24 protein-coding genes and 1 pseudogene are annotated in these 20680 nt (G+C 71.6%); 14 read left to right on the top strand and 11 right to left on the bottom strand.

The window, feature by feature from the left end; all coding sequences use genetic code 11:
- From JN350_RS18110 to JN350_RS18080, 7 genes are all read right to left on the bottom strand, one after another.
- The gene (locus JN350_RS18110) at positions 1-174 is read right to left on the bottom strand and encodes a CsbD family protein (RefSeq protein WP_205463067.1); all 174 of its coding nucleotides are present in this window, start codon (positions 172-174) and stop codon (positions 1-3) included.
- Positions 175-272: 98 nt separating this feature from the next.
- Positions 273-836, bottom strand: coding sequence for an FtsX-like permease family protein (locus JN350_RS18105; RefSeq protein ID WP_205463066.1), 564 nt, complete (start codon positions 834-836; stop codon positions 273-275).
- A complete protein-coding gene (locus tag JN350_RS18100) occupies positions 833-1408 on the bottom strand; it encodes a DUF6286 domain-containing protein (RefSeq protein ID WP_205463065.1) in 576 nt (191 codons plus the stop codon). Before JN350_RS18100 ends, JN350_RS18105 begins: the two co-directional genes overlap by 4 nt.
- 9 nt (positions 1409-1417) lie before the next feature.
- Positions 1418-1735: a hypothetical protein gene (locus tag JN350_RS18095; protein ID WP_123291765.1), complete on the bottom strand. Its 318-nt coding sequence runs from the start codon at positions 1733-1735 to the stop codon at positions 1418-1420.
- Complete coding sequence (locus JN350_RS18090) at positions 1732-1923, bottom strand: DUF2273 domain-containing protein (protein ID WP_123291766.1); 192 nt, start codon at positions 1921-1923, stop codon at positions 1732-1734. The genes JN350_RS18095 and JN350_RS18090 overlap by 4 nt, the downstream gene beginning before the upstream one ends.
- Positions 1920-2387, bottom strand: a complete 468-nt coding sequence (locus tag JN350_RS18085) for an Asp23/Gls24 family envelope stress response protein (protein WP_205463064.1) — start codon at positions 2385-2387, stop codon at positions 1920-1922. The genes JN350_RS18090 and JN350_RS18085 overlap by 4 nt, the downstream gene beginning before the upstream one ends.
- Positions 2388-2548: 161 nt before the next feature.
- The gene (locus tag JN350_RS18080) at positions 2549-3757 is read right to left on the bottom strand and encodes an AraC family transcriptional regulator (protein WP_205463063.1); all 1209 of its coding nucleotides are present in this window, start codon (positions 3755-3757) and stop codon (positions 2549-2551) included.
- 113 nt (positions 3758-3870) lie between these two features.
- Here JN350_RS18080 and JN350_RS18075 point away from each other — a divergent pair, with 113 nt between their 5' ends.
- The 4 genes and pseudogenes from JN350_RS18075 to pgi all read left to right on the top strand — a co-directional run bounded on the left by JN350_RS18075 (position 3871) and on the right by pgi (position 8537).
- Complete coding sequence (locus JN350_RS18075) at positions 3871-4161, top strand: metal-sensitive transcriptional regulator (RefSeq protein ID WP_111084793.1); 291 nt, start codon at positions 3871-3873, stop codon at positions 4159-4161.
- 35 nt (positions 4162-4196) lie between these two features.
- Complete coding sequence (locus JN350_RS18070; RefSeq protein ID WP_240347422.1) at positions 4197-4415, top strand: heavy-metal-associated domain-containing protein; 219 nt, start codon at positions 4197-4199, stop codon at positions 4413-4415.
- 32 nt (positions 4416-4447) lie between these two features.
- Positions 4448-6648 (top strand): annotated as a pseudogene (locus JN350_RS18065) (heavy metal translocating P-type ATPase).
- A gap of 167 nt (positions 6649-6815) precedes the next feature.
- Positions 6816-8537: a glucose-6-phosphate isomerase gene (pgi, locus tag JN350_RS18060; RefSeq protein ID WP_205463062.1), complete on the top strand. Its 1722-nt coding sequence runs from the start codon at positions 6816-6818 to the stop codon at positions 8535-8537.
- Between the two features lie 81 nt (positions 8538-8618).
- Here the strand turns inward: pgi and JN350_RS18055 are convergent, their stop codons facing one another.
- Positions 8619-9521 (bottom strand): LysM peptidoglycan-binding domain-containing protein, encoded by a 903-nt coding sequence (locus JN350_RS18055; RefSeq protein ID WP_205463061.1) that lies wholly within the window; start codon positions 9519-9521, stop codon positions 8619-8621.
- A 208-nt stretch (positions 9522-9729) separates the two neighbouring features.
- Here JN350_RS18055 and JN350_RS18050 point away from each other — a divergent pair, with 208 nt between their 5' ends.
- From JN350_RS18050 to JN350_RS18035, 4 genes are all read left to right on the top strand, one after another.
- Positions 9730-10215: a hypothetical protein gene (locus JN350_RS18050; protein WP_123673706.1), complete on the top strand. Its 486-nt coding sequence runs from the start codon at positions 9730-9732 to the stop codon at positions 10213-10215.
- Entirely contained in the window at positions 10212-11015 is an 804-nt protein-coding gene (locus tag JN350_RS18045) for a zeta toxin family protein (RefSeq protein ID WP_123338485.1), read from the top strand. Before JN350_RS18050 ends, JN350_RS18045 begins: the two co-directional genes overlap by 4 nt.
- A 40-nt stretch (positions 11016-11055) precedes the next feature.
- Complete coding sequence (locus tag JN350_RS18040) at positions 11056-11589, top strand: hypothetical protein (RefSeq protein WP_205463060.1); 534 nt, start codon at positions 11056-11058, stop codon at positions 11587-11589.
- 158 nt (positions 11590-11747) lie between these two features.
- Positions 11748-13205, top strand: a complete 1458-nt coding sequence (locus tag JN350_RS18035; protein ID WP_111084748.1) for a sugar porter family MFS transporter — start codon at positions 11748-11750, stop codon at positions 13203-13205.
- A gap of 92 nt (positions 13206-13297) precedes the next feature.
- Here JN350_RS18035 and JN350_RS18030 read toward each other — a convergent pair whose 3' ends face one another.
- The 3 genes from JN350_RS18030 to JN350_RS18020 form a co-directional block, all read right to left on the bottom strand.
- Positions 13298-14272, bottom strand: a complete 975-nt coding sequence (locus JN350_RS18030; protein WP_205464513.1) for a zinc-binding dehydrogenase — start codon at positions 14270-14272, stop codon at positions 13298-13300.
- A 26-nt stretch (positions 14273-14298) separates the two neighbouring features.
- Entirely contained in the window at positions 14299-14721 is a 423-nt protein-coding gene (locus JN350_RS18025) for an organic hydroperoxide resistance protein (protein ID WP_205463059.1), read from the bottom strand.
- A gap of 91 nt (positions 14722-14812) precedes the next feature.
- Entirely contained in the window at positions 14813-15268 is a 456-nt protein-coding gene (locus JN350_RS18020; protein WP_205463058.1) for a MarR family winged helix-turn-helix transcriptional regulator, read from the bottom strand.
- A gap of 81 nt (positions 15269-15349) precedes the next feature.
- Between JN350_RS18020 and JN350_RS18015 the strand changes: the two genes are divergently transcribed.
- The 6 genes from JN350_RS18015 to JN350_RS17990 are packed head-to-tail and all read left to right on the top strand — an operon-like array spanning position 15350 to position 20656.
- Positions 15350-16192 carry a mevalonate kinase family protein gene (locus JN350_RS18015; RefSeq protein ID WP_205463057.1) on the top strand — a complete coding sequence of 281 codons (843 nt, stop codon included), beginning with the start codon at positions 15350-15352 and terminating at the stop codon, positions 16190-16192.
- Entirely contained in the window at positions 16087-16323 is a 237-nt protein-coding gene (locus tag JN350_RS18010) for a hypothetical protein (protein WP_205463056.1), read from the top strand. Before JN350_RS18015 ends, JN350_RS18010 begins: the two co-directional genes overlap by 106 nt.
- Entirely contained in the window at positions 16323-17348 is a 1026-nt protein-coding gene (gene mvaD, locus JN350_RS18005; protein ID WP_240347421.1) for a diphosphomevalonate decarboxylase, read from the top strand. The genes JN350_RS18010 and mvaD overlap by 1 nt, the downstream gene beginning before the upstream one ends.
- Entirely contained in the window at positions 17345-18427 is a 1083-nt protein-coding gene (locus tag JN350_RS18000; protein WP_205463054.1) for a phosphomevalonate kinase, read from the top strand. Before mvaD ends, JN350_RS18000 begins: the two co-directional genes overlap by 4 nt.
- Positions 18420-19484 carry a hydroxymethylglutaryl-CoA reductase gene (locus tag JN350_RS17995; RefSeq protein ID WP_111084744.1) on the top strand — a complete coding sequence of 355 codons (1065 nt, stop codon included), beginning with the start codon at positions 18420-18422 and terminating at the stop codon, positions 19482-19484. The genes JN350_RS18000 and JN350_RS17995 overlap by 8 nt, the downstream gene beginning before the upstream one ends.
- Positions 19481-20656, top strand: coding sequence for a hydroxymethylglutaryl-CoA synthase (locus tag JN350_RS17990; protein ID WP_205463053.1), 1176 nt, complete (start codon positions 19481-19483; stop codon positions 20654-20656). Before JN350_RS17995 ends, JN350_RS17990 begins: the two co-directional genes overlap by 4 nt.
- Positions 20657-20680: the final 24 nt, after the last annotated feature.

The raw sequence follows: 20680 nt of genomic DNA, 5'->3' as shown, positions 1-20680 counted from the left end.
CTAGTTCTTGAAGACGTCCTTGACGTCCTCGCCGGTCTTCTTGACGCTCGCAGCGGCCTGGTCCTTCTGGCCCTCGGCGACCTTGGAGTCGTCGTTCTGGGCCTTGCCCACGGCCTCCTTCGCCTTGCCGGCGAGGTCCTGTGCAGCGTTCTTGATCTTGTCGTCGAGTCCCATGACGGGTCCTTTCATCGGTCGGGCGTTCGCCCGGTGGTGGGTGTTGCGAGGGTCTTCGGTGGGCCGGGAGGCCCGGGGTTGCGTCCGCCTGACGGGTGTCAGTGGACGCGGGTCGACTTCGCGAGCGCCGAACGGGTCCCACCGGTGAGGTGGACCAGGACGGGCACCTGGCGGCCGAGCGTGCGGTCGAGGACCGCGACGGCGCGGTCGACGGCGTCGAGCACCGAGACGGCGTCCCCGCCGCGGCGGACCGCGACGCGGATGCGAGCGGCGCGCTGCTTGCGCACCAGGTAGGTGTCGACGCGCGAGCCGACGACGTCGCGGACACCGGCGAGCTCGTGCTCGACGACGTCGCGGACGAGTGCGACGTTCACCGTGACGGCGTCCTCGCCCGAGCGCTCGCGGACGGCGACGGACGTGCCGCCCCTGCCGCGGCTGAACGCCCAGACCAGGGCGAGCACGATCACGACGGCGCAGGCGGCGGCGACGATCCAGAGCGAGGACGCGGAGACGTCCAGGTTGCTCGGCAGGTCGACGTAGGGCTTGATCGCGTCCTGCACGGCGGGCAGGACGCCCGCGCCGATCGTGAGGCCGACGACGACGGCGACGAGGCCGAGGACGAAGAGGATGATCCGGTTCATGGTCCGGTTGCTCTTGGTCATGCGAGGGTCCCCTTCTCGTCGATGCGGACGCGGACGTTGTGGCCGAACCGTTCGTCGAGGCCGCTCAGGCGGTCACGGACGGCTGCCTGCACGGCCTGCTCGTCGACCGGGATGCCGGTGACGGGCACGATCCGGACGTCGGTGCGCCGACCGCGGGCTGTGGCCGAGGCGTTGCCCTCGGGAACCCCTGCTGCCGTGCCGGCGGCGTTGGCCGCCGTGGAGGCGACGATGCGGGTGTCGATGACGACGGCGCCGCGGTCGTGCTGGACGACGGAACGGTGCTGGCGACCCGGCTTCAGGGCCAGGACGATCAGCACGACGCCCAGGACCACGAGCACGACGGCGATGACCTCGGCGATCGTGACGAACGCGGCGTCGGGCTGCAGCGCGGCATCGACGGCGGTCTGCGGGTCGGCGAGGAGCGGAGGCCGCCCGATCGCCCGCAGGACCGACTCCGTGCCGATCCACGCGGCGACCAGTGCGAGGACCACCAGCGCCACCGCCACTGCGGTCGAGCGGGAGCGGTGCACGCTCCGACGACGGATGCGTCGTTCGACGGAACCGTTGCTCATGATGGTCTCCTACCGGGTTCGGGACTCGCGCTCGCGCACGATCCCGGTGAGTTCGATGTGGGCACTGCCGACGCGTCGGCCGGTGAGTTCGCTCACGCGGCGCTTGACCTCGTCGGCGACCTGGGCCGAACGGGCGACGAGGTCGTCGCCTGCGGCGATGGGGCCGGTGACGTCGAGGGCCATCGCTCCGGCCGCGTCTCCGAGACCGACCCTGACCCGCTTGGCGGGGGCGCCGAGCCGTTCGGCTGCGACGGCCCGCGCCAGCGAGGTCAGTGCACGAGCGGTGATCTCGACGCGGCCCGGGACGACGTCCGGGCCGGCGTTCACCGGGAGCTCCGGCGCCCGGTGAGCACGTCGGTCAGGGCGCCACGGTCGATCTTGCCGGTGGCGAGGGCAGCCACGAGGGCACCGATCGCACCGAAGACGATGACCAGGACGAAGCCCCAGAACCCGAATTGCAGCGCGACGACTGCGAGGACGGCACCGATGAGGGCACCGATCAGTGTGTTGCTCATGCGACTCGCGCTTCCTTCTTCTCGTCGTTCTCGTTGTCGTCGTCATCGCCCGGGATGAAGACGTCCTGGACGGTCACGTTGACCTCGGCGACCTCCATGCCGACGATCTGCTCGAGGGCACGTGCGACGCTGCTGCGGACGCCGTCGGCGACCTGCTGGAGCGACACGGGGTACTCGGCGACGATGACGATGTCCGCGGCGACCTGCTTCTCGCCGACCTCGACCTTGACGCCCTGACCGAAGTCGCGCTGGCCGATCGCGTCGCGGATCGCACCGATCGCGCGGGCTGCGCCGCCACCGAGCGAGTGCACGCCGTTGACCTCGCGGGCGGCGATGCCGGCGACCTTCGACACGACGGTGTCGTCGATGACGGTCTTGCCGGTGACGCCGCTGTTCGAGCCGGCGTGCGAGGTGGTCCGGGCCGCGGCGGTGGTGGCCGGGGTGGTGGTGATGGAGTCAGCCATGGTTCGTTCCTTCCGATTGACCCGCCGGGCGTTCCCAGCGGTTGCTGTTCACGGATGAGACGGGCTGCACCAGAGATTCGTCACACATGACTTTCCGGATTCGGCAGAGATCCAGGAATCCGCGGAAACACGGGGATTTGGCTGTACCCCTGGTCGTTCGCTCAGGCGGTTTCGCGTGTTCCGTCCGCCGCGTTGCGCTCTGCAGCGGCGCGGATCGCCCGGGCGCACGCCATCGGGGACTCGCCCCGCTCGGCCCGGAAGAGCTGCTGCAGGCGTCGCGGCAGGACCCCGGCGGCGTCGGCGATGTCCTGCAGGGAGAGGTCGTCGTCGGCGTGCTGCTCGATGAACGCCACCGCGCGGCGGACACGCCACGACGACCGACCACTGTCGGGTCGTGCGGACAGCGACGTGCGGAGCGTGGTGGCGGGGTCCTCGCCGAACCGCTCGCGGTAGGCGGAGGCGAACCGGCCCGCATTGGTGAAGCCCCACCGACGCGCGACCACGGCGACCCCGTCGGCACCGGGGGCCCGGTCGTCGCCCGCGCGCAGGAGCTCGCTCCGGGCACGGTCGAGCCGGTGCTCGCGCAGGAACCGGTGCGGCGTGGAGTCGAGGGTGCGGGCGAACACGTCCTGCAGCCCCCGCTGACTGAGCCCGCAGGCCGCGGCGATGTCCGACACCGCCGGACGTTCGGCTGCGTGCTGTTCCACGTAGCGGATCGCGTCGCGCAGACGGTTCGCGACGGGGACGTCGTCGCCGCGGTTGCGGATCGGGAAGGTGTCGAGCACGACGACCGCCAGTCGACGGTTCAGCGCCGTCCGCATCGGACCGACCACGCGGTCGTCCACGAGTGCCGGGCCGAGCTCCCCGATGAGGTGGCGCAGCGGTTCGCGGCGGGCGATGACCTCGTCCTGCTGCTCGAACAGCAGCGGGCCGTCCGGCAGCCGGTAGCCGAGGTCGCGCCCGACGGTCCGCAGGAACGAGTCCGCGATGTGCACCCCGTTGTAGACGGTGCCGTCGGACTCGAAGCGGTACGCCTCGGACGCACTCGCGATGTACGGGCTGCCCGGCTCGACCACGCGCGTGCGGTCGGGGAAGTGCATCTCGAGCCGGCCCCTGGTGAGCCAGAAGACGACGTGGTCCTCCCGCGCCCCGATCACCCCGCCGCGTCGCCCGCCCTCGGCGCGCATGGTCCGCAGCGTCAGGTCGTCGTCGCCCACCACCGTGTACTCGTAGCGGGTGTCGTTCGTCGCGTACGTCTCCGAGGCGAAGTCGGACCCGCGGTACTCCGCCTCGAAGATGTCGGAGTAGTCGGAGCCGTCGCCGTCGGCGAACCGCAGTCTGCGGAAGCCGTTCGTCGCCGGATCGGTCATGGTCGAAATCATGACATCGACGGCACGGCGAGGTGAATACCCTCGTTCGTGTCCGCGCGTTCAACTGAGGGAATACCCTAGGGGGTACCGTATTGAGGACCGTGGAGGCTGCCATGCACGAACACGTCGGGTACATCGGCGACAAGGACGACCTGCTCAAGCGGCTCCGTCGCGCCGAGGGCCAGGTACGCGGCATCGCCCGCATGGTCGAGGACGAGACGTACTGCATCGACGTCCTCACCCAGATCTCGGCGGCGAACCGGGCGCTCGAACGCGTGGCGCTGTCGCTGCTCGAGGACCACCTCAAGCACTGCGTCGCCGAGGCGGTCGCCGAGGGCGGCGACGCCGCGGACGAGAAGGTCCGCGAAGCGAGCCAGGCCATCGCCCGGCTCGTGCGCTCGTGACCGCCGCCCGCACCCGAATCACAGGAGGAGACACCGTGACCACCGAACTGCTGCTCGTCGAGGGCATGACCTGCGAGCACTGCGTGCTGAGCGTGACCGAGGAACTCACCGAACTCGAGGGGGTGTCCGACGTCGCCGTCGCGCTCGTCCCCGGCGGTGCCTCGTCGGTGACCGTCACCTCGGACGCACCCGTCGACCCCGATGCGCTGCGCGGCGCGGTCGCCGAGGCGGGGTACGAGGTCGTGCCGTCGTGACGGACGGCATCGTCGAGCTCGACATCACGGGCATGACCTGCGCCTCGTGCGCGAACCGCATCGAACGGAAGCTCGGCAAGCTCCCCGGGGTCACCGCCACCGTCAACTACGCCACCGAGAAGGCACAGGTGCAGGTCGCTCCTGACGGCCCCGCCGACCCCGCTGCCCTCATCGCCGCCGTCGAGTCGGCGGGCTACGGTGCGACCGTCCCCGCGCCGCCGGCCGACACGACGGAGCCGGACGACGACGCCGACGACCCGGCCGGTGCGCTGCGCCGACGACTCGTCGTGTCGACGGTCCTGGCCGTGCCGGTCGTGCTGCTTTCGATGGTGCCGGTCCTGCAGTTCCCGAACTGGCAGTGGCTCGCCCTGACGCTCGCCGCGCCCGTCGCGGTGTGGGGTGCGCTCCCGTTCCACCGCGCCGCCTGGGTGAACGCCCGACACGGTGCCGCGACCATGGACACCCTGGTCAGTGTGGGTGTGCTGGCGGCCTTCGGCTGGTCGCTCTACGCGCTCTTCCTCGGCGACGCCGGCACGACCGGCATGCACATGACGTTCTCGTGGATCGCGACCGACCCCGAGGCGACCGACCTGTACCTCGAGGTCGCCGCGGCCGTGACGGTGTTCATCCTGGCCGGCCGGTACATGGAGGCCCGCGCCAAGAAGCAGTCCGGGGCGGCACTCCGCGCCCTGCTCGAACTCGGCGCGAAGGAGGCCGCGGTGCTGCGCGACGGCGTCGAGCAGCGTGTCCCGGCGTCGGCGCTCGTCGTCGGGGACGTCGTCGTCGTGCGGCCGGGGAGCGGATCCCCAGCGACGGCCTCGTGCAGGACGGGTCCTCGGCCGTGGACCGCAGCATGGTCACCGGCGAATCCGTCCCCGTCGAGGTGGGACCGGGCGACCGGGTGACCGGCGCGACGATCAACGTCGGCGGCCGGCTCGTGGTCGCCGTCACCCGCGTCGGCGCCGACACCGAGCTCGCCCGGATGGGACGGCTCATCGAGGACGCGCAGACCGGCAAGGCCGACGTCCAACGCCTGGCCGACCGGGTCTCCGGCGTCTTCGTGCCGATCGTCATCGCGCTCGCCGTGCTGGCGTTCGTCGGCTGGCTCGTGCTCGGCGGGTCGGTCACCGCAGCGTTCACCGCGGCCGTCGCCACGCTCATCATCGCCTGCCCGTGCGCCCTCGGGCTCGCGACGCCGACCGCACTGCTCGTCGGCACCGGCCGCGGGTCGCAGCTCGGCATCCTGATCGGCGGCCCGCAGGTGCTCGAACGGACCCGTGGTGTCGACACCATCGTGCTCGACAAGACCGGCACCGTCACCACCGGCGAGATGACCCTGCGCGCCGTGACCTCGACGGACGCGACCCTCGACGCGGACGCCGTGCTCCGGCTCGCCGCGGCCGTCGAGCAGGGTTCGGAACACCCCGTGGCGCGTGCGGTCGTGCGGGCCGCGACGGCCAGGCACCTCGACGTCCCGACCGCCGAGCAGTTCGAGTCGACCGCCGGCGCCGGCGTGCAGGCCGTCGTGGACGGCGATGTCGTGCTCGTCGGCGGGACCCGCTGGCTCGCGGCGTCCTGGGCGGTCGCCGTCCCCGACGAGGCCACGGCCGCGGTCACCGCTGCCGAGGCCGACGGGGGCACCGCGGTGGTCGTCGCGCGGAACGGCCGCGTGCTCGGCGTCGTGGTCGTCGGCGACACCGTCAAGCCCGAGGCAGCCGACGCGGTCGCGCGGTTCGTGGCGCTCGGCCTGCACCCCGTCCTGCTCACCGGCGACAACGACGGCGCCGCACGGGCCGTCGCCGCACAGGTCGGCATCGACGAGGTCCACGCCCGCGTGACCCCGGCCGGCAAGCTCGACGCCGTCCGGGGCATGCAGGCCCAGGGGCGGAGCGTGGCCATGGTCGGTGACGGCGTCAACGACGCCGCGGCGCTCGCCGCGGCCGACCTCGGCATCGCGATGGGTGCCGGCACCGACGCCGCGATGGCGGCCAGCGACATCACGGTCGTGAGCGGTCGGCTCACCGTCGTCGCCGACGCGGTCCGGCTGTCGCGCGCCACGCTCGGCATCATCAAGGGCAACCTGTTCTGGGCGTTCGCGTACAACGTGGCGGCGATCCCGCTCGCGATGGCGGGGCTGCTCAACCCGGTGCTCGCCGGTGCCGCCATGGCGTTCTCGTCGGTGTTCGTCGTGACGAACAGCCTGCGGCTGCGGCGTTTCGCACCCCGGCCCTGAGGCCGACCACCCGCCGGACGTGACGCGCGCAGCGAACGCGCCCCGCGCCTCCCGTCCGGCGGTGCGCACGACGGTGCCGACGGCACTACGCTCGAAGACGGTCCGCGACGCACTGGTGCGGTGACCTGCGGGCTGTACGTCTCGAACGTGATCCCAGGAGGACCGAAGTGACCGAATCCGCTCCCGTCGACCCCACATCGACCGAAGGCTGGAAGAAGCTCGACAGCATCGCTGCCGACTTCACCCCTGACCTGCGCGGGTGGTTCGACAGCGACCCCGGCCGTGCCGAGCAGTACACGTTCCAGGCCGCCGACCTGACCGTGGACCTGTCGAAGGGCCTCGTCACCGAGGACGTCCTCGCCGCCCTGCTGCAGGTCGCGAAGGACACCGGCGTCGCCGAGCGCTTCCAGGCGATGCTCTCCGGCGAGCACATCAACGTCACCGAGGACCGCGCCGTCCTGCACACCGCGCTCCGCCGTCCGAAGGCGACCGAGGGCCTCGTCCCGGCGGCGCCGCTGACCGTCGACGGCCAGGACGTCGACGCCGACGTGCACGCCACGCTCGACAAGGTCTACGCGTTCGCGTCGCAGGTGCGTGACGGTTCCTGGACCGGTGTCACCGGCAAGCGCATCGAGACCGTCGTCAACATCGGCATCGGCGGGTCCGACCTGGGCCCCGTCATGGTCTACGAAGCACTCAAGCCCTACGTCCAGCCCGGCCTCGAGGCGCGCTTCGTGTCGAACATCGACCCGGCGGACATCTACGAGAAGACCGTGGACCTCGACCCCGAGACCACGCTGTTCATCGTCGCGTCGAAGACCTTCGGCACCCTCGAGACCCTGACCAACGCGCGACTCGCACGCCAGTGGCTCTGGGAGAAGCTCGGCCTGACCGACGCGGGTGACGACGAGAAGAAGAACGCCGTCGCGAAGCACTTCGTCGCCGTGTCCACCGCGCTCGACAAGGTCGAAGCCTTCGGCATCGACCCCGAGAACGCCTTCGGGTTCTGGGACTGGGTGGGCGGCCGCTACTCCGTCGACTCCGCGATCGGCACGAGCGTCATCGTCGCGATCGGTCAGGAGAACTGGGAGCAGTTCCTCGCCGGCTTCCACGCCATCGACGAGCACGTCCGCACCACGCCGCTCGAGCAGAACGTCCCCGTCCTGATGGGCCTGCTCAACGTCTGGTACACGAACTTCCTCGGTGCGCAGAGCCACGCGGTCCTGCCGTACACGCAGTACCTGCACCGCTTCGCCGCGTACCTGCAGCAGCTCACCATGGAGTCGAACGGCAAGCGCGTCCGCTGGGACGGCTCGCCCGTCACCACCGAGACCGGCGAGGTCTTCTGGGGCGAGCCCGGCACGAACGGCCAGCACGCGTTCTACCAGCTCATCCACCAGGGCACCCGCCTGATCCCGGCCGACTTCATCACGGTCGCGAACCCGGCCCGTCCGCTCAAGGACGAGACCGGTGACGGCAAGGGTGTCGCACCCGGCACCGACGTGCACACGCTGTTCCTGGCGAACTTCTTCGCGCAGACCAAGGCGCTGGCGTTCGGAAAGAGCGCCGACGAGGTCCGTGCCGAGGGCACCACCGACGAGGGAATCGTCGCGGCGCGCACGTTCCCGGGCAACAAGCCGACGACGTCGATCCTGGCGCCGGAGCTCACCCCGAGCGTGCTCGGCCAGCTCATCGCGCTCTACGAGCACATCGTGTTCACCGAGGGCACGATCTGGGGCATCGACTCGTTCGACCAGTGGGGCGTGGAGCTCGGCAAGCAGCTGGCGCTGCAGGTCACGCCTGCCGTCGAGGGCGACCAGGCCGCGCTCGACGCGCAGGACGCCTCGACGAAGGCGCTCATCGCGAAGTACCTGGAGCTGCGCAAGTAGCGACGTACTCACCTGACGGACGGGAGGCCCGTGGCGGATCCGCCACGGGCCTACCGTCCGTCTGCGCTCCGAGACTCGCGGTCAGCGGCCGAGCGGGTCGAGGTTGAGCGTCGTTCCCTCGTACAGGTGCTGGTCCGTCCCGAACACCTGCACGCCCTCGTTGAGCCAGACGAGCGCCCGCACGCTGATGCCGAACCGCGCGGCGACGTCCCCGATGAGGTCGTCCGGCGCGACCGTGTACGACCGCGGCGCCCCGCCGGTCGTCGTCGCGGTGACCGGACCGGTCGCGTTCGCCCGGGCACCGGCGTCCTTCGGGTGCACGTTCGTCTGCCGCGCCGGGACGGACCACCGCACGGTGGTCACCGCGAGCACCTTGCCGGCCCCGATCTCGACCGGGACCTCCTGCCCCGGAGCCGCCGCGGAGTAGGTCACGAGCGTGGTGAGGTGCGACGGGTCGACACCGGAGCCGCTCAGTGGGACGTCCACCGCGGTCGCCGTGCTGGTCGGCCCACCGAGCGTCCGGTCGCCGACGCCGGGGTAGGTCAGGCCGTCGCCGACCGCGCGCGGCAGGTCGAACAGGCCGACCCCGACCGGCACCGGCAGGGTCGAGGTGAAGCCGGAGTACTGCGCGGTGAACGTGTCGTCGCCGACCGCGACCACGCGGAACCGGAAGTGCACGCTGCCCTTCGGCGACGCGACGTCACCCTGGGCGAGGACGGTCCCGGCGGGGATCGGCGTCAGCGTCGGAGCCGGAGCCGCCGACTCGGTCGGTTCCGGGGTCGGCGTGCGGGGGTGCGCCGACGACTCGAGGAGGTCACCCTCCGGGTCGGCGCCGAGCGTCGGCGTCGGGGTGGCCGACGAGCTCGGCGTCGTCGCCGGGGTGGACGGGGCGGGAAGGGCTCGGTCCGATCCGCGCAGCAGCGAGCACCCCGACAGTGCCACGGTGGCCGCGACGACGACCCCGATCGCGAGCGTCCGGTTCATGATTCCCCCTCAGCTCGATGCTAACCGCGCGGTGCCCCCGGGGCGAACGCCGTGCTCCCGCCGTGTGTCCGTGGACGTACCGCGGATCCTCGGTCGTCCACGACGAGTGATACCATCGGTATCAACGAGAGCAGGTGGTCATGGGCGTCAGGGTGGTCCCCGGGCGACGCGGTGGGTCGGACCCCGTCGGCCCGACACGGAAGCCGTCGTGCGAGCGTTGGCCGGTCGGACCGACAGTGCGCCCGCGACCGTCCGTGCGGCGGTCGAGCACGTCCTGCACAGTCGTGAGCAGCAACACCACGCCGAGATGGAACTGCGGCGCGGGATCTTCAAGCTCGCCGACCTCGGCGTCCCGCAGCGCGAGATCGCGAAGCTCGCCGGGATCTCCCAGCCCGAGGTCTCGCGGCGGCTCTCCCGTCGAACCCTGACCACCAAGCGGCCGTCTCCGCGTGAGGTCATCTCCCGGCGCGAGGGCGGCCAGATCGACTCGGAGACGATGCTGCGCGAGCTGTCGTCGATGGCGTTGACGCACCGCACCCCGAAGCGTGGTGCGGCGTTCGACGGTGCCGCCTCGGCCACCGGCACCACCAAAGAACTCGCGGCGGCGTTCCAGGACGGCCTCCTGTCCGAGGTCGAGTACGAGACCGTCCGCCGGGCGATCGCCGAACGGCAGACCCGCAAGCGCACCCGGTGACGGAGCTCCGCGACCGGGTGGCCGTCGAGCTGGGCCGAGCGCTCCGGGCCGACTCGCTCGACAACCCCTGGTCGGACACGGCGGGCGCGAGCACCAGGACGATCTACGCGCCGGACGGCTTCCTGTACGAGGCGAGTCGCCTGCGGTTCCACGAGTCCGTGCTCGAGGAGCACCGCGCGCTGACCCCGTCGCCGGTCACCGACGGCTCGCTCGCCGTGGTCGTGACGGCCGGTCCGCCGGGGTCGGGGAAGTCGACCGCCCTGGAGCGGATGCCGGAGCTGTGCGGGTACCGGTCGATCGACGCCGACGAGTTCAAGGACCCGCTGCTCCTGCGCGCACAGGCGGACGGTCTGGTGGACCGGTGGACGGCTCGCCGCCTGGCCGACGACCGGCCGGTGCAGCTGCGTGAGATCGCCGGGTTCGTGCACGCCGAGTCGACCACCGTGGCCGACACGCTGCGCCGCCGCGCCCTCCGCAACGGCGAGAACGTCGTCGTGCACGGCACCCTGTCGAGCGTGGACTACCTCGACGACCTCCTCGCCGAGCTCGACGACGCCGGCTACGAGAAGCTGCGCATCGTCACCGTCGAGGTCCCGCTCGAGACGGCGATCGCGCAGGCGACCGATCGGTGGTGGAGCGTGCGTGATGCCGCCACGGATCCGCTCGGTGGTCGGTTCGTCCCGGAAGCAGCCATCCGTCGGTACTACCCGACCGGGTCGACCGAGTCGGTGTGCGGCGCGAACGCCCGGGTCCTCGGTGACCGGGCCGCCGACCTCGGCTGGGACGTGTCGATCGTCTGAGCGGTCGCCGGTGTCGGTCGGAACGGCTACCGTCGAGGCCATGGAGCGTTCGGAGATCCTCGCCGCGGCTGCCGCCGCGCACGCCGCCCGCATCGCCGAGGAAGGCGGTGACGACGGCGCTGCTCGTGAACGGGCGGAGAGCGTCCGCCGCCGAGCCGACGGCCTCACCGACCGCTACGACACGGTCGAGGGCGCGAGCGAATCCGACGCGCGCGACGCCGCGCGCCGTCGAGCCGGCGAGGCCGACCGGGCGGCGTCCCGGACCGAGGGCGTGCTGTCCGACTGGCACCGCATGGGCACCCGACGAGGTGTGACGCCGGACGCCCAGGTGCGCACGGCGTGGACCGTGACGGGGGTGCCCGAGCGCGGTGACGCCCGGGCGTTGGCGAACGTCCTGCTCTCGACCGCGGGGCACGCGGGCCGGGTGGCCGATGCCGCGCGTCGCAACCCGGCACTGTCCGGTGCCGCGAGCGCAGCAGCACGACGAACCGTCCGGCGTTACACCGACCACGGCGCGGACATGGCGTCGCTCGGTGACGTGCTGGGGGACAGCCCGGCGCCCGACGAGTCTTGACGCACCCGCAGGGTCTGTTGGAGCGCTCCCGCTCTGATCAGGCGTTATGTGGACCGATCCAATCGTCCTGACGACAGAATGTCCAATTGACAGGACATGGATTCGGGTTACCATCGGTGCACGCACTGAAGCGCGATCACCGACGAAGGAGTCACCGAATGGTCGACATCAAGCCGACAGCCCCGACTGTCGCACTGCCCCCGATCGGGACCGGACCGCACCGACGCCGCCTCGGCGTCCTGGCCCTGGTCGCCACGTTCGGTGGGCTGCTCTTCGGGTACGACACCGGTGTCATCAACGGTGCCCTGAACCCGATGAAGGCCGAGCTCGGCCTCACGAACTTCACCGAGGGCGTCGTCACCAGCTCCCTGTTGTTCGGTGCCGCGATCGGTGCCATGCTCGGCGGCCGCATCGCCGACGGGTGGGGCCGCCGCAAGACGATCATCGCCCTCGCCGTGACGTTCTTCCTCGGCACGCTCATCTGCGTCGTCGCCCCGACGTTCGGAGTGATCGTCGTCGGCCGCGTGCTCCTCGGCCTCGCGGTGGGTGGGGCATCGACCGTCGTCCCGGTGTTCCTCGCCGAACTCGCCCCGTTCGAGATCCGGGGTTCGCTGTCCGGCCGCAACGAGCTCATGATCGTCATCGGGCAGCTCGCCGCGTTCGTGGTCAACGCCATCATCGGCAACCTGTGGGGTGAGGGCAACGGTGTCTGGCGCGTCATGCTCGCCGTCTGTGCGCTCCCGGCCATCGCACTCTTCGTCGGCATGCTCCGGGTGCCGGAGTCGCCGCGGTGGCTCGCGTCGAAGGGGCGGTACGACGAAGCGCTGTCCGTCCTGCAGCAGGTCCGGACCACGGAGCGTGCGACCGCCGAGCTCGACGACATCAAGCGGAGCAACGACCTCGAGGCGAAGGAAGATCGCGTCAGCGGATGGCAGACGCTGCGCGGGAACAAATGGCTCATCCGCATCGTGCTGATCGGTGCCGGGCTCGGCGTCGCCCAGCAGCTCACCGGCATCAACTCGATCATGTACTACGGCCAGACCGTCCTCATCGAGTCCGGGTTCCAGGCGTCGGCGGCCCTCATCGCCAACATCGCCCCCGGCGTGATCGCCGTGGTCGGTGGCGTCATCGCGCTGTACAACATGGAGAAGATCAACCGCCGGACGACCCTGATCATCGGGTTCTCGTTGACGACGGTCTGCCACTTCCTGATCGGCATCGCCTCGGTCGCGCTGCCCGAGGGCAACCCGGCCCGCCCGTGGGTGATCCTGTTCCTCGTCGTCGCGTTCGTCGGCTCGATGCAGACCTTCCTCAACATCGCCGTCTGGGTGGTGCTGTCGGAGATCTTCCCGACGCAGATCCGCGCGCTCGGCATGGGCATCTCGGTGTTCTGCCTCTGGATCGCGAACGCGTTCCTCGGGCTGTACTTCCCGACGATCGTCGCCGCGACCGGCATCACGGGCACGTTCTTCGGATTCGGGATCGTCGGTCTGCTCGCGCTGCTCTTCATCTGGAAGTTCGTGCCGGAGAGCCGCGGTCGCACCCTCGAGGAAGTGGAAGAGGGCGTCACCACCGGCAACATCTTCACCGTCCCGCAGAAGGCGTCGCGCGGCTAGGTCGCGCACGTGGCGCGGTGATCGCGCGCACAGACGGACGGGAGGCCCGGTGCCAGCTGGCACCGGGCCTCCCGTCCGTCACGCTGTCGCGTCTACGGGCGCAGGAGGACCTTGCCGACGCGGCCGGCGGTGTCCGAGGCGCGCACGGCGTCGCGGACGTCCTCGAACGCGAAGGTCTCCGCGACGGGGAGCGTCAGCGAGCCGTCCAGCACGCGGGTGATGAGCTCGCCGAAGAGCTGGCCCTTCGTCTCGGCCGGCATCGTCTTGCTGACGACGCTGCCCCAGAAGCCCTTCACCGTGAGCTGGCCGAAGATGACCTTGCCGGACGGGATCTCGAGCGTGGGCGAGGCCATCGCGCCGAAGACGACGAGGGTCGCGTTCTCGCCCAGCACGCTGGCGATGTCCCCGGCGGCCTTGCCGCCCACGGACTCGACACCGGCGACGATCGGGGCGCCTCCGGTGATCGCGGCGACCTGGTCCTTCCAGTCGTCCGCGTCGGTGGCGACGATGCGCTCGATGCCCTGCTCGCGCAGCTCCTCGACACCGGCGGCGCGACGCACCAGGCCGATCACGTTGATGCCGCGGGCCGCGCCGAGCTGGGCGACCATGCGCCCGACGGCACCGTTCGCGGCGTTCTGGATCAGCCAGTCGCCCTCGTGCAGGTCGAGCGAGTGCAGCAGGCTGATGGCGCTGAACGGCATCGAGACGAGCTGGGCTGCGGCCTCGTCGCTCATGGCGTCCGGCACCGGGACGAGCCCGGCGGCGTTCGCGGTGTAGTACTCGGCCCAGACGCCGAAGGCGCCGCCGGCGACGCGCTGGCCGACCGTCAGGTTCGTGACGCCCTCGCCCAGGGCCTCGACGACGCCGAGCGCCTCGGTGCCGGAGGCTGCGGGCAGCTCGGGCTTGAAGCCGTAGGTACCGCGGACGGTCCACAGGTCGTGGTTGTGGATGGGGGAGAGGACCGTGCGGACGAGCACCTCGCCGGCGCCGGGCGTGGGGACCGGGCGCTCCTGGACGCCGAGGACCTCGGCGGGCTCGGCGAAGGTCTCGTGGACGACGGCGCGCATGGTGGTGGGGGTGGTGTCGGTCATGCTCAGTCCTCCGAGACGGTGATGGTGACCTCGATGTTGCCGCGGGTCGCGTTCGAGTACGGGCAGACCTGGTGCGCAGCGTCGGCGAGGGCCTGGGCCTGGTCGTGCTCGAGCCCGGGCAGGACGACCTCGAGCAGCACGGCGAGCTGGAAGCCGCCGTCGCCGTTCGGGCCGATCTGGACGCGACCGCCGACGGACGAGTCGGCGATCTTCACCTTCTGGCTGCGGGCGACGCCCTGCAGTGCGGAGTGGAAGCACGCGGCGTACCCGGCGGCGAACAGCTGCTCGGGGTTCGCGCCGTTGCCGGAGCCGCCCATCTCCTTGGGGATGGCGAGGTCGAACTCGACCGTGCCGTCGCTCGTGGCGACGTGGCCGTTGCGGCCGTCACCCGTGGCGAGGGCCTCGGCGGTGTAGAGGGCTTCCATGGTGTTCCTTCCTTCGTGGGGTCAGTGGCGGCCTGGCCCGAGACTCGGGCTGGCCGACAGATCTCGGGCGCTGCGCGGCGAGAAGTGTCGCTCAGGCCGAGTCTCGAGTCGGTGTGTTCGTGGCCGCGGCGTGCATCGTCTCGGTCAGCCGGTGCAGGGTCGCGATGAGCTCCGTGGCTGCCTGCTCGTCGGGGAGCCCCATGCCGGCGGCGATCGTCGCCGGGATGTGCGCGAGGTCGGCACGGATGGTGCGGCCGCGGTCGCCGAGCGTGATCGTCACGACGCGCTCGTCGGTGCTGCGGCGCTCACGGCGAACCAGGTCGCTCTGCTCCATCCGGCGGAGCAGCGGCGAGAGGGTGCCGGAGTCGAGCTGCAGGTGTTCCCCGAGGCTCGAGACGGTCTGGTCGCCCTCCACCCACAGGGTGACGAGTACCAGGTACTGCGGGTAGGTCAGGCCCCAGGGCTCGAGCATCGTGCGGTACGCCTGCGTGGTCGCGCGGCTCGCTGCGTAGAGGGAGAAGCACACCATCTCGTCGGTCACGGGCATGGCTTCAGCCTGTCACGCAACCCGGTTGTGCACAACCCAACACGTGCTCCGGCCCGGACGGTTAGGCTGACGTGACCCACGATGACCAGCAGCGACCTCGACTCCACCACGACCCCCGGCTCCGGGACCGCGTCGTCCCACGGCAAGACGATCCTGATCGGTGAGCACGCCGTGGTCTACGGCGCACCCGCACTCGTCCTGCCGGTGCTCGACGCCCGGGTCGTCGCGACGGTGACGCCGGTCTCCGGCGGGGCCCCAGGCCACACCCTCGAGTCCACGGTGCACACCGGTCCCCTCGACCTCGCGCCCGCTGCGGTGATGCCGACCGTCACCGCCGTCACCGCGACGCTGCGGCACTTCGGCGTGACCGACCGGCACTTCCACGTCCGGGTCGACAGCGAGGTCCCGACCGCCCGGGGCATGGGGTCGAGCGCAGCGGTCGCCGCCGCCGTGACGGCAGCCGTCGCGGACGCCCTCGGCGAGACCCTCGACGCCGACACCCACCACGACCTCATCCAGGAGTGCGAGCGGGTCGCCCACGGTCGCCCGTCGGGACTCGACGCCCGCGGTGTCGTCGCCGCGGTGCCGGTCTGGTTCGAGGGGGCCGCATCGAGCCCGTCGCGCTCGGGGCCCGCTTCACCTTCGTCGTCGCCGACACCGGTGTCCCCGGCCACACCCGGCAGGCGGTCGCGGCCGTGCGGGAACGGCACGACCAGGACCCGGTCGTCGTCGACGCGGTCATCGACCGGATCGGCGCGCTCGCACGCCGGGCGCGGGGGACACTCGAGGCTGGCGACGCACAGGGGCTCGGTGCCACGATGGACGCCGCGCACGACCTGCTCAGTGCACTCGACGTGTCGAGTGCCGACCTGGACCGGCTCGTCGACGCCGCACGTGCTGCGGACGCCCTCGGCGCGAAGCTGACCGGCGGCGGGCGGGGCGGGTGCGTGCTCGCACTCGCCGCGGACGACGACCACGCGGACCGCATCGCGGCCGCACTCCGCGGCGCAGGGGCCGCAGCCACCTGGACCACCACGATCGGAGCCCGCGCTTGATGACCGCCACCGCCGTCGCGCACCCCAACATCGCCCTCGTCAAGTACTGGGGCAAGGCGGACGCGCAGCTCGCGCTGCCCGCAACGGGCAGCGTCTCCATGGGTCTCGACGTGTTCCCGACGACGACCACCGTCACGCTGGACGGTGGCTCCGGTGACGGTCAGGAGGCGCGTGATGCGTTCACGTTGAACGGTCACGTCGTCGACGACGGTGCGCTGGCGCGCGTGCAGCAGTTCCTCGACCTCGTGCGGGAGCTCGCCGGCAGCACCGCCCGCGCGTCCGTCGTGTCCGAGAACACCGTGCCGACCGGCGCAGGGCTCGCCTCCAGCGCGTCGGGGTTCGCGGCGCTCGCCACCGCGGCCTCGGCGGCGTACGGCCTCGACCTGTCCCCGCGCGACCTGTCCCGCCTGGCCCGACGCGGCTCGGGTTCGGCCACGCGGTCGATCCCCGGCGGCGTCGCCGTCTGGCACGCCGGCGACGACCAGGGTTCCTTCGCCGAGCCGATCCCGGCGCCACCGATGGCCATGGTGGTCGTGACGATCGACGCCGGACCGAAGCCCATCGGATCGCGCGAGGCGATGCGCCGCACCATCGCGACGTCGCCGTTCTACCCGGCGTGGGTCACGTCGACCACCGAGACCGTCGGCGACATGCTCGACGCGTGCGCAGCCGGCGACTTCACGCGCATCGGCGAGATCACCGAGAGCAACGCCCTGCGCATGCACGCCACGATCGAGGGCGCCTTCCCGCCCATCCGCTACCTCAACGCGCGCAGCGTCGCCGTGTTCGACGCCGTGGGCGAACTCCGCGCCGCCGGCCTCGAGGCCTACGCCACCGCCGACGCCGGCCCGAACGTGGTCGTCCTCTGCCGGCCCGAGGACCGCTCCGCCGTGGCCACCGCGCTGGCGTCCTTCGGCGACGTCATCGAGTCCGGCACCGGACCTGCCGCTCGGGTGCTCCGCTCCGAAGAGATCGGGGTCGCCGCAGCGAGCGACAGCCCCGACCAGAAGGAGTCCGTGCAGTGATCGAGTTCCGCGCCCACGGCAAGCTGTTCGTCGCCGGCGAGTACGCCGTCGTCGAGCCGGGCCAGCCGTCCGTCCTCATCGCCCTCGACCGCGCCATCACGGCACGCGTGTCCGAGGCGCACGGTGCGGGCAGCGTGCACTCGGAGGAGTACGGCCACCTACCGCTGACGTGGACGCGCGACGAGGACGGTCTCGCCCTGGACCGCGAGCACCACCCCTACGACTACGTCATGGCGACGATCGACCTCGTCGAGAAGCTCCGCGCCGAGCGGCGGATCGCCCCGCGGTTCCACGACCTGCGGATCGAGAGCCAGCTCGACGACGCCAGCGGCCGGAAGTTCGGACTCGGGTCCTCGGCCGCGGTGACCGTCGCGACCGTCGGCGCCCTCGACCGCTTCTACGGCATCGGCCTGACGCAGCGGCAGCGCTTCCAGGTCGCGATGCTCGCCACCATCCGGGTGAACCCGCGGGCGTCCGGCGGGGACCTCGCCGCGAGCACGTTCGGCGGCTGGTTGCGCTACAGCGCCCCGGACCGTGACCGCCTCGCCTCGCTCGTCGACGAACGCCGGGTGTCCGACATCCTCACCGACGCCGATGCGTGGGCGGGGTTCGACGTCCAGCGGCTGCCGGCCCCCGAGAACCTGCAGCTCCTGGTCGGCTGGACCGGCTCGCCGGCCTCGACCACGAAGCTCGTCGGTGTGGTGCGCCGGCACCGCAACGGCGGGTACCAGGAGTTCCTCGACGAGAGCCGCAGCTGCGTCGACGACCTGACCACGGGCCTCCAGACCGGCGACGCGGAACAGACGCTCGACGCGCTCCGACGTGCCCGGGTGCTCATGCAGCGCCTCGGCGACTCGGTCGGGTCGAAGATCGAGACCGAACGCCTCGCGACCCTGTGCGACGTCGTCGAGGCGGCCGGCGGTGCGGCGAAGCCGTCCGGCGCCGGTGGCGGCGACTGCGGCATCGCACTCGTCCCCGCGGACATCGACCCCGCCGGCATCCACCGCGCCTGGGAGGCGCACGACATCAGACACCTCAGCGTCGCGGTGCGAGCACCAGAAGGAGCCCTCGATGAGTGACCTGCTCACGCCGATCCCGACCAAGTGGGTCGGTCCGATCCGCATCAGCGGCAACGCGGTCCAGGGCGAGCACGAGGTCCCGCTCGCCACGTACGAGTCGCCGCTCTGGCCGTCCGTCGGCCGCGGCGCCCGGATCTCGCGCATGGTCGACGACGGCATCGTCGCGACCGTCGTCGACGAGCGCATGACCCGCTCGGTCGTCGTCCGAGCAGCCAGTGCCGCGGCGGCGCACGTCGCTGCGGGACAGATCCTGGCGCGACAGGACGAGCTCGAGGCGCTGGTCGCGGGGCAGAGCCGGTTCGCGAAGCTCATCGAGGTGCACCCCGAGATCGTCGGTGACCTGCTGTTCCTGCGGTTCGCCTTCACGACCGGTGACGCCTCTGGCCACAACATGGTCACGCAGGCGGCGGACAAGCTCCTGCCCGCGATCCTGGCGTGGCAGCCGGGCCTGCGCTACGTGTCCGTCTCGGGCAACTTCTGCACCGACAAGAAGGCCACCGCGGTGAACGGAATCCGTGGTCGTGGCCGCAACACCATCGCCGAGATCGTGATCCCCGGCGACGTCGTCGAGAAGCGCCTGCGGTCGAGCACCGAACGCATCGTCGAACTGAACATCGCGAAGAACCTCATCGGCTCGACCATCGCCGGGGCACTCCGCTCCGCGAACGCGCACTACGCGAACATGCTGCTCGGCTTCTACCTGGCCACCGGGCAGGACGCCGCGAACATCGTCGAGGGCTCGCAGGGCATCACGAGTGCCGAGAACCGCGACGGCGACCTGTACTTCGCCACCTCGCTGCCGCACCTGATCGTCGGCACGGTCGGCAACGGCAAGGGCGGGGACCTGCCCGTCGTCGAGGACGCCCTGGTGCGCCTCGGCTGCCGCGAGGACCGCGAGCCCGGTGCGAACGCCCGTCGTCTCGCCGCCCTGTGCGCCGCCACGGTGCTGTGCGGGGAACTCTCGCTCCTCGCCGCCCAGACGAACCCGGGTGAGCTGATGGCCGCCCACGTCGCCATGGAGCGCCGCGGCGCAAAGCCGGCCGGAGGCGCAGCGTGACCGGCGACGGCGCGCTCCGCGTCGGCATCCACGACATCGCCATCGCGACCGGGCACCACGTGCTCGAGCTCGACGACCTGGCCGAGCGCCTCGGCGTCGACCCGGCGAAGTACCACGTCGGCATCGGCCAGGACGCCTTCAGCGTGCCCGCCCCGGACGAGGACATCGTCACGATGGGGGCCGCCGCGGCCAAGGAGGTCATCGACCGCCACGGTGTCGAGGGCATCCGCACCGTGCTGTTCGCCACCGAGTCCGGCGTCGACCAGTCCAAGGCCGCCGGCGTCTTCGTGCACGGCCTGCTCGGCCTGCCGAAGAACGTCCGCGTCGTCGAGCTGAAGCAGGCCTGCTACGGCGGGACCGCTGCCGTCCAGCTCGCGCTCGGCATCATCGCCCGGGCACCGCACGAGCGCGTGCTCGTCATCGCCGCCGACGTCGCCCGTTACGACGTCGACACCGCCGCCGAACCCACGCAGGGTGCCGGTGCCGCCGCGATCCTGATGTCCGCGGACCCCGACCTGATCGAGATCGAGCCGGCCGCGGGCGTGTTCACCGCCGACGTCGACGACTTCTGGCGCCCGAACGACCGCTCCACCGCGCTGGTCGACGGCCGCCTGTCCGTCAGCGCCTACGTCGACGCGTTCGTCGGGGCCTGGGACGACCTGGCGGACCAGGGCGGACCGGCGTACGAGGACATCGTGCGCTTCGTCCACCACCAGCCGTTCACGAAGATGGCGCTCAAGGCCCACCGGAAGCTCACGCAGCACGTGGGCGTGCCGTTCGACGAGTCGGAACTGTTCGTCGGCTTCACGTACAACAAGCAGACCGGCAACACGTACACGGCGTCGCTCTGGATCGGGCTCGCCGCACTCCTCGACCTCGACGAGGACCTGGCGGGTGAGCGCATCGCCCTGTTCAGCTACGGCTCGGGCAGCGTCGGCGAGCTCCTCACCGGCATCGTGCAGCCGTCCTACCGCGAGCACCGTCGGGTCGGCCGGGTCCGGCAGCTGCTCTCGACCCGCGTACCGCTGACCGTGGACGCGTACCGCGAGCTGCACGCGACCGGCGCAGCGACGAGCGAGGACGTCGAGCGTCCGCGCGTCACGGCGGGGCCGTACCGGTTCGCCGGGGTGCGCGGCGGCGCGCGCCACTACGAGGCGACCGCGCAGGCCTGACCCCTCCGCGCGGGCTCGACCCCT

Origin of the sequence: Curtobacterium sp. 24E2, from assembly GCF_016925595.1 — a bacterium.
Taxonomy (GTDB): domain Bacteria; phylum Actinomycetota; class Actinomycetes; order Actinomycetales; family Microbacteriaceae; genus Curtobacterium.
This window is presented reverse-complemented; position numbering and strand designations above follow the sequence as displayed.

Excerpts from the sequence above, each read along its gene's own strand:
- JN350_RS18040 (WP_205463060.1), top strand. The coding sequence starts at position 11,056 with ATGGAGCGTTCGGAGATCCTCGCCGCGGCTGCCGCCGCGCACGCCGCC.
- JN350_RS18035 (WP_111084748.1), top strand. The coding sequence starts at position 11,748 with ATGGTCGACATCAAGCCGACAGCCCCGACTGTCGCACTGCCCCCGATC.
- JN350_RS18025 (WP_205463059.1), bottom strand. The coding sequence starts at position 14,721 with ATGGAAGCCCTCTACACCGCCGAGGCCCTCGCCACGGGTGACGGCCGC.
- JN350_RS18010 (WP_205463056.1), top strand. The coding sequence starts at position 16,087 with ATGGACGCCGCGCACGACCTGCTCAGTGCACTCGACGTGTCGAGTGCC.
- JN350_RS18075 (WP_111084793.1), top strand. The coding sequence starts at position 3,871 with ATGCACGAACACGTCGGGTACATCGGCGACAAGGACGACCTGCTCAAG.
- JN350_RS18105 (WP_205463066.1), bottom strand. The coding sequence starts at position 836 with ATGACCAAGAGCAACCGGACCATGAACCGGATCATCCTCTTCGTCCTC.
- JN350_RS18110 (WP_205463067.1), bottom strand. The coding sequence starts at position 174 with ATGGGACTCGACGACAAGATCAAGAACGCTGCACAGGACCTCGCCGGC.
- JN350_RS17995 (WP_111084744.1), top strand. The coding sequence starts at position 18,420 with ATGAGTGACCTGCTCACGCCGATCCCGACCAAGTGGGTCGGTCCGATC.
- JN350_RS18100 (WP_205463065.1), bottom strand. The coding sequence starts at position 1,408 with ATGAGCAACGGTTCCGTCGAACGACGCATCCGTCGTCGGAGCGTGCAC.
- JN350_RS18015 (WP_205463057.1), top strand. The coding sequence starts at position 15,350 with ATGACCAGCAGCGACCTCGACTCCACCACGACCCCCGGCTCCGGGACC.
- JN350_RS18080 (WP_205463063.1), bottom strand. The coding sequence starts at position 3,757 with ATGACCGATCCGGCGACGAACGGCTTCCGCAGACTGCGGTTCGCCGAC.
- JN350_RS18085 (WP_205463064.1), bottom strand. The coding sequence starts at position 2,387 with ATGGCTGACTCCATCACCACCACCCCGGCCACCACCGCCGCGGCCCGG.
- JN350_RS18055 (WP_205463061.1), bottom strand. The coding sequence starts at position 9,521 with ATGAACCGGACGCTCGCGATCGGGGTCGTCGTCGCGGCCACCGTGGCA.
- JN350_RS18090 (WP_123291766.1), bottom strand. The coding sequence starts at position 1,923 with ATGAGCAACACACTGATCGGTGCCCTCATCGGTGCCGTCCTCGCAGTC.
- JN350_RS18020 (WP_205463058.1), bottom strand. The coding sequence starts at position 15,268 with ATGCCCGTGACCGACGAGATGGTGTGCTTCTCCCTCTACGCAGCGAGC.
- JN350_RS18030 (WP_205464513.1), bottom strand. The coding sequence starts at position 14,272 with ATGCGCGCCGTCGTCCACGAGACCTTCGCCGAGCCCGCCGAGGTCCTC.
- mvaD (WP_240347421.1), top strand. The coding sequence starts at position 16,323 with ATGACCGCCACCGCCGTCGCGCACCCCAACATCGCCCTCGTCAAGTAC.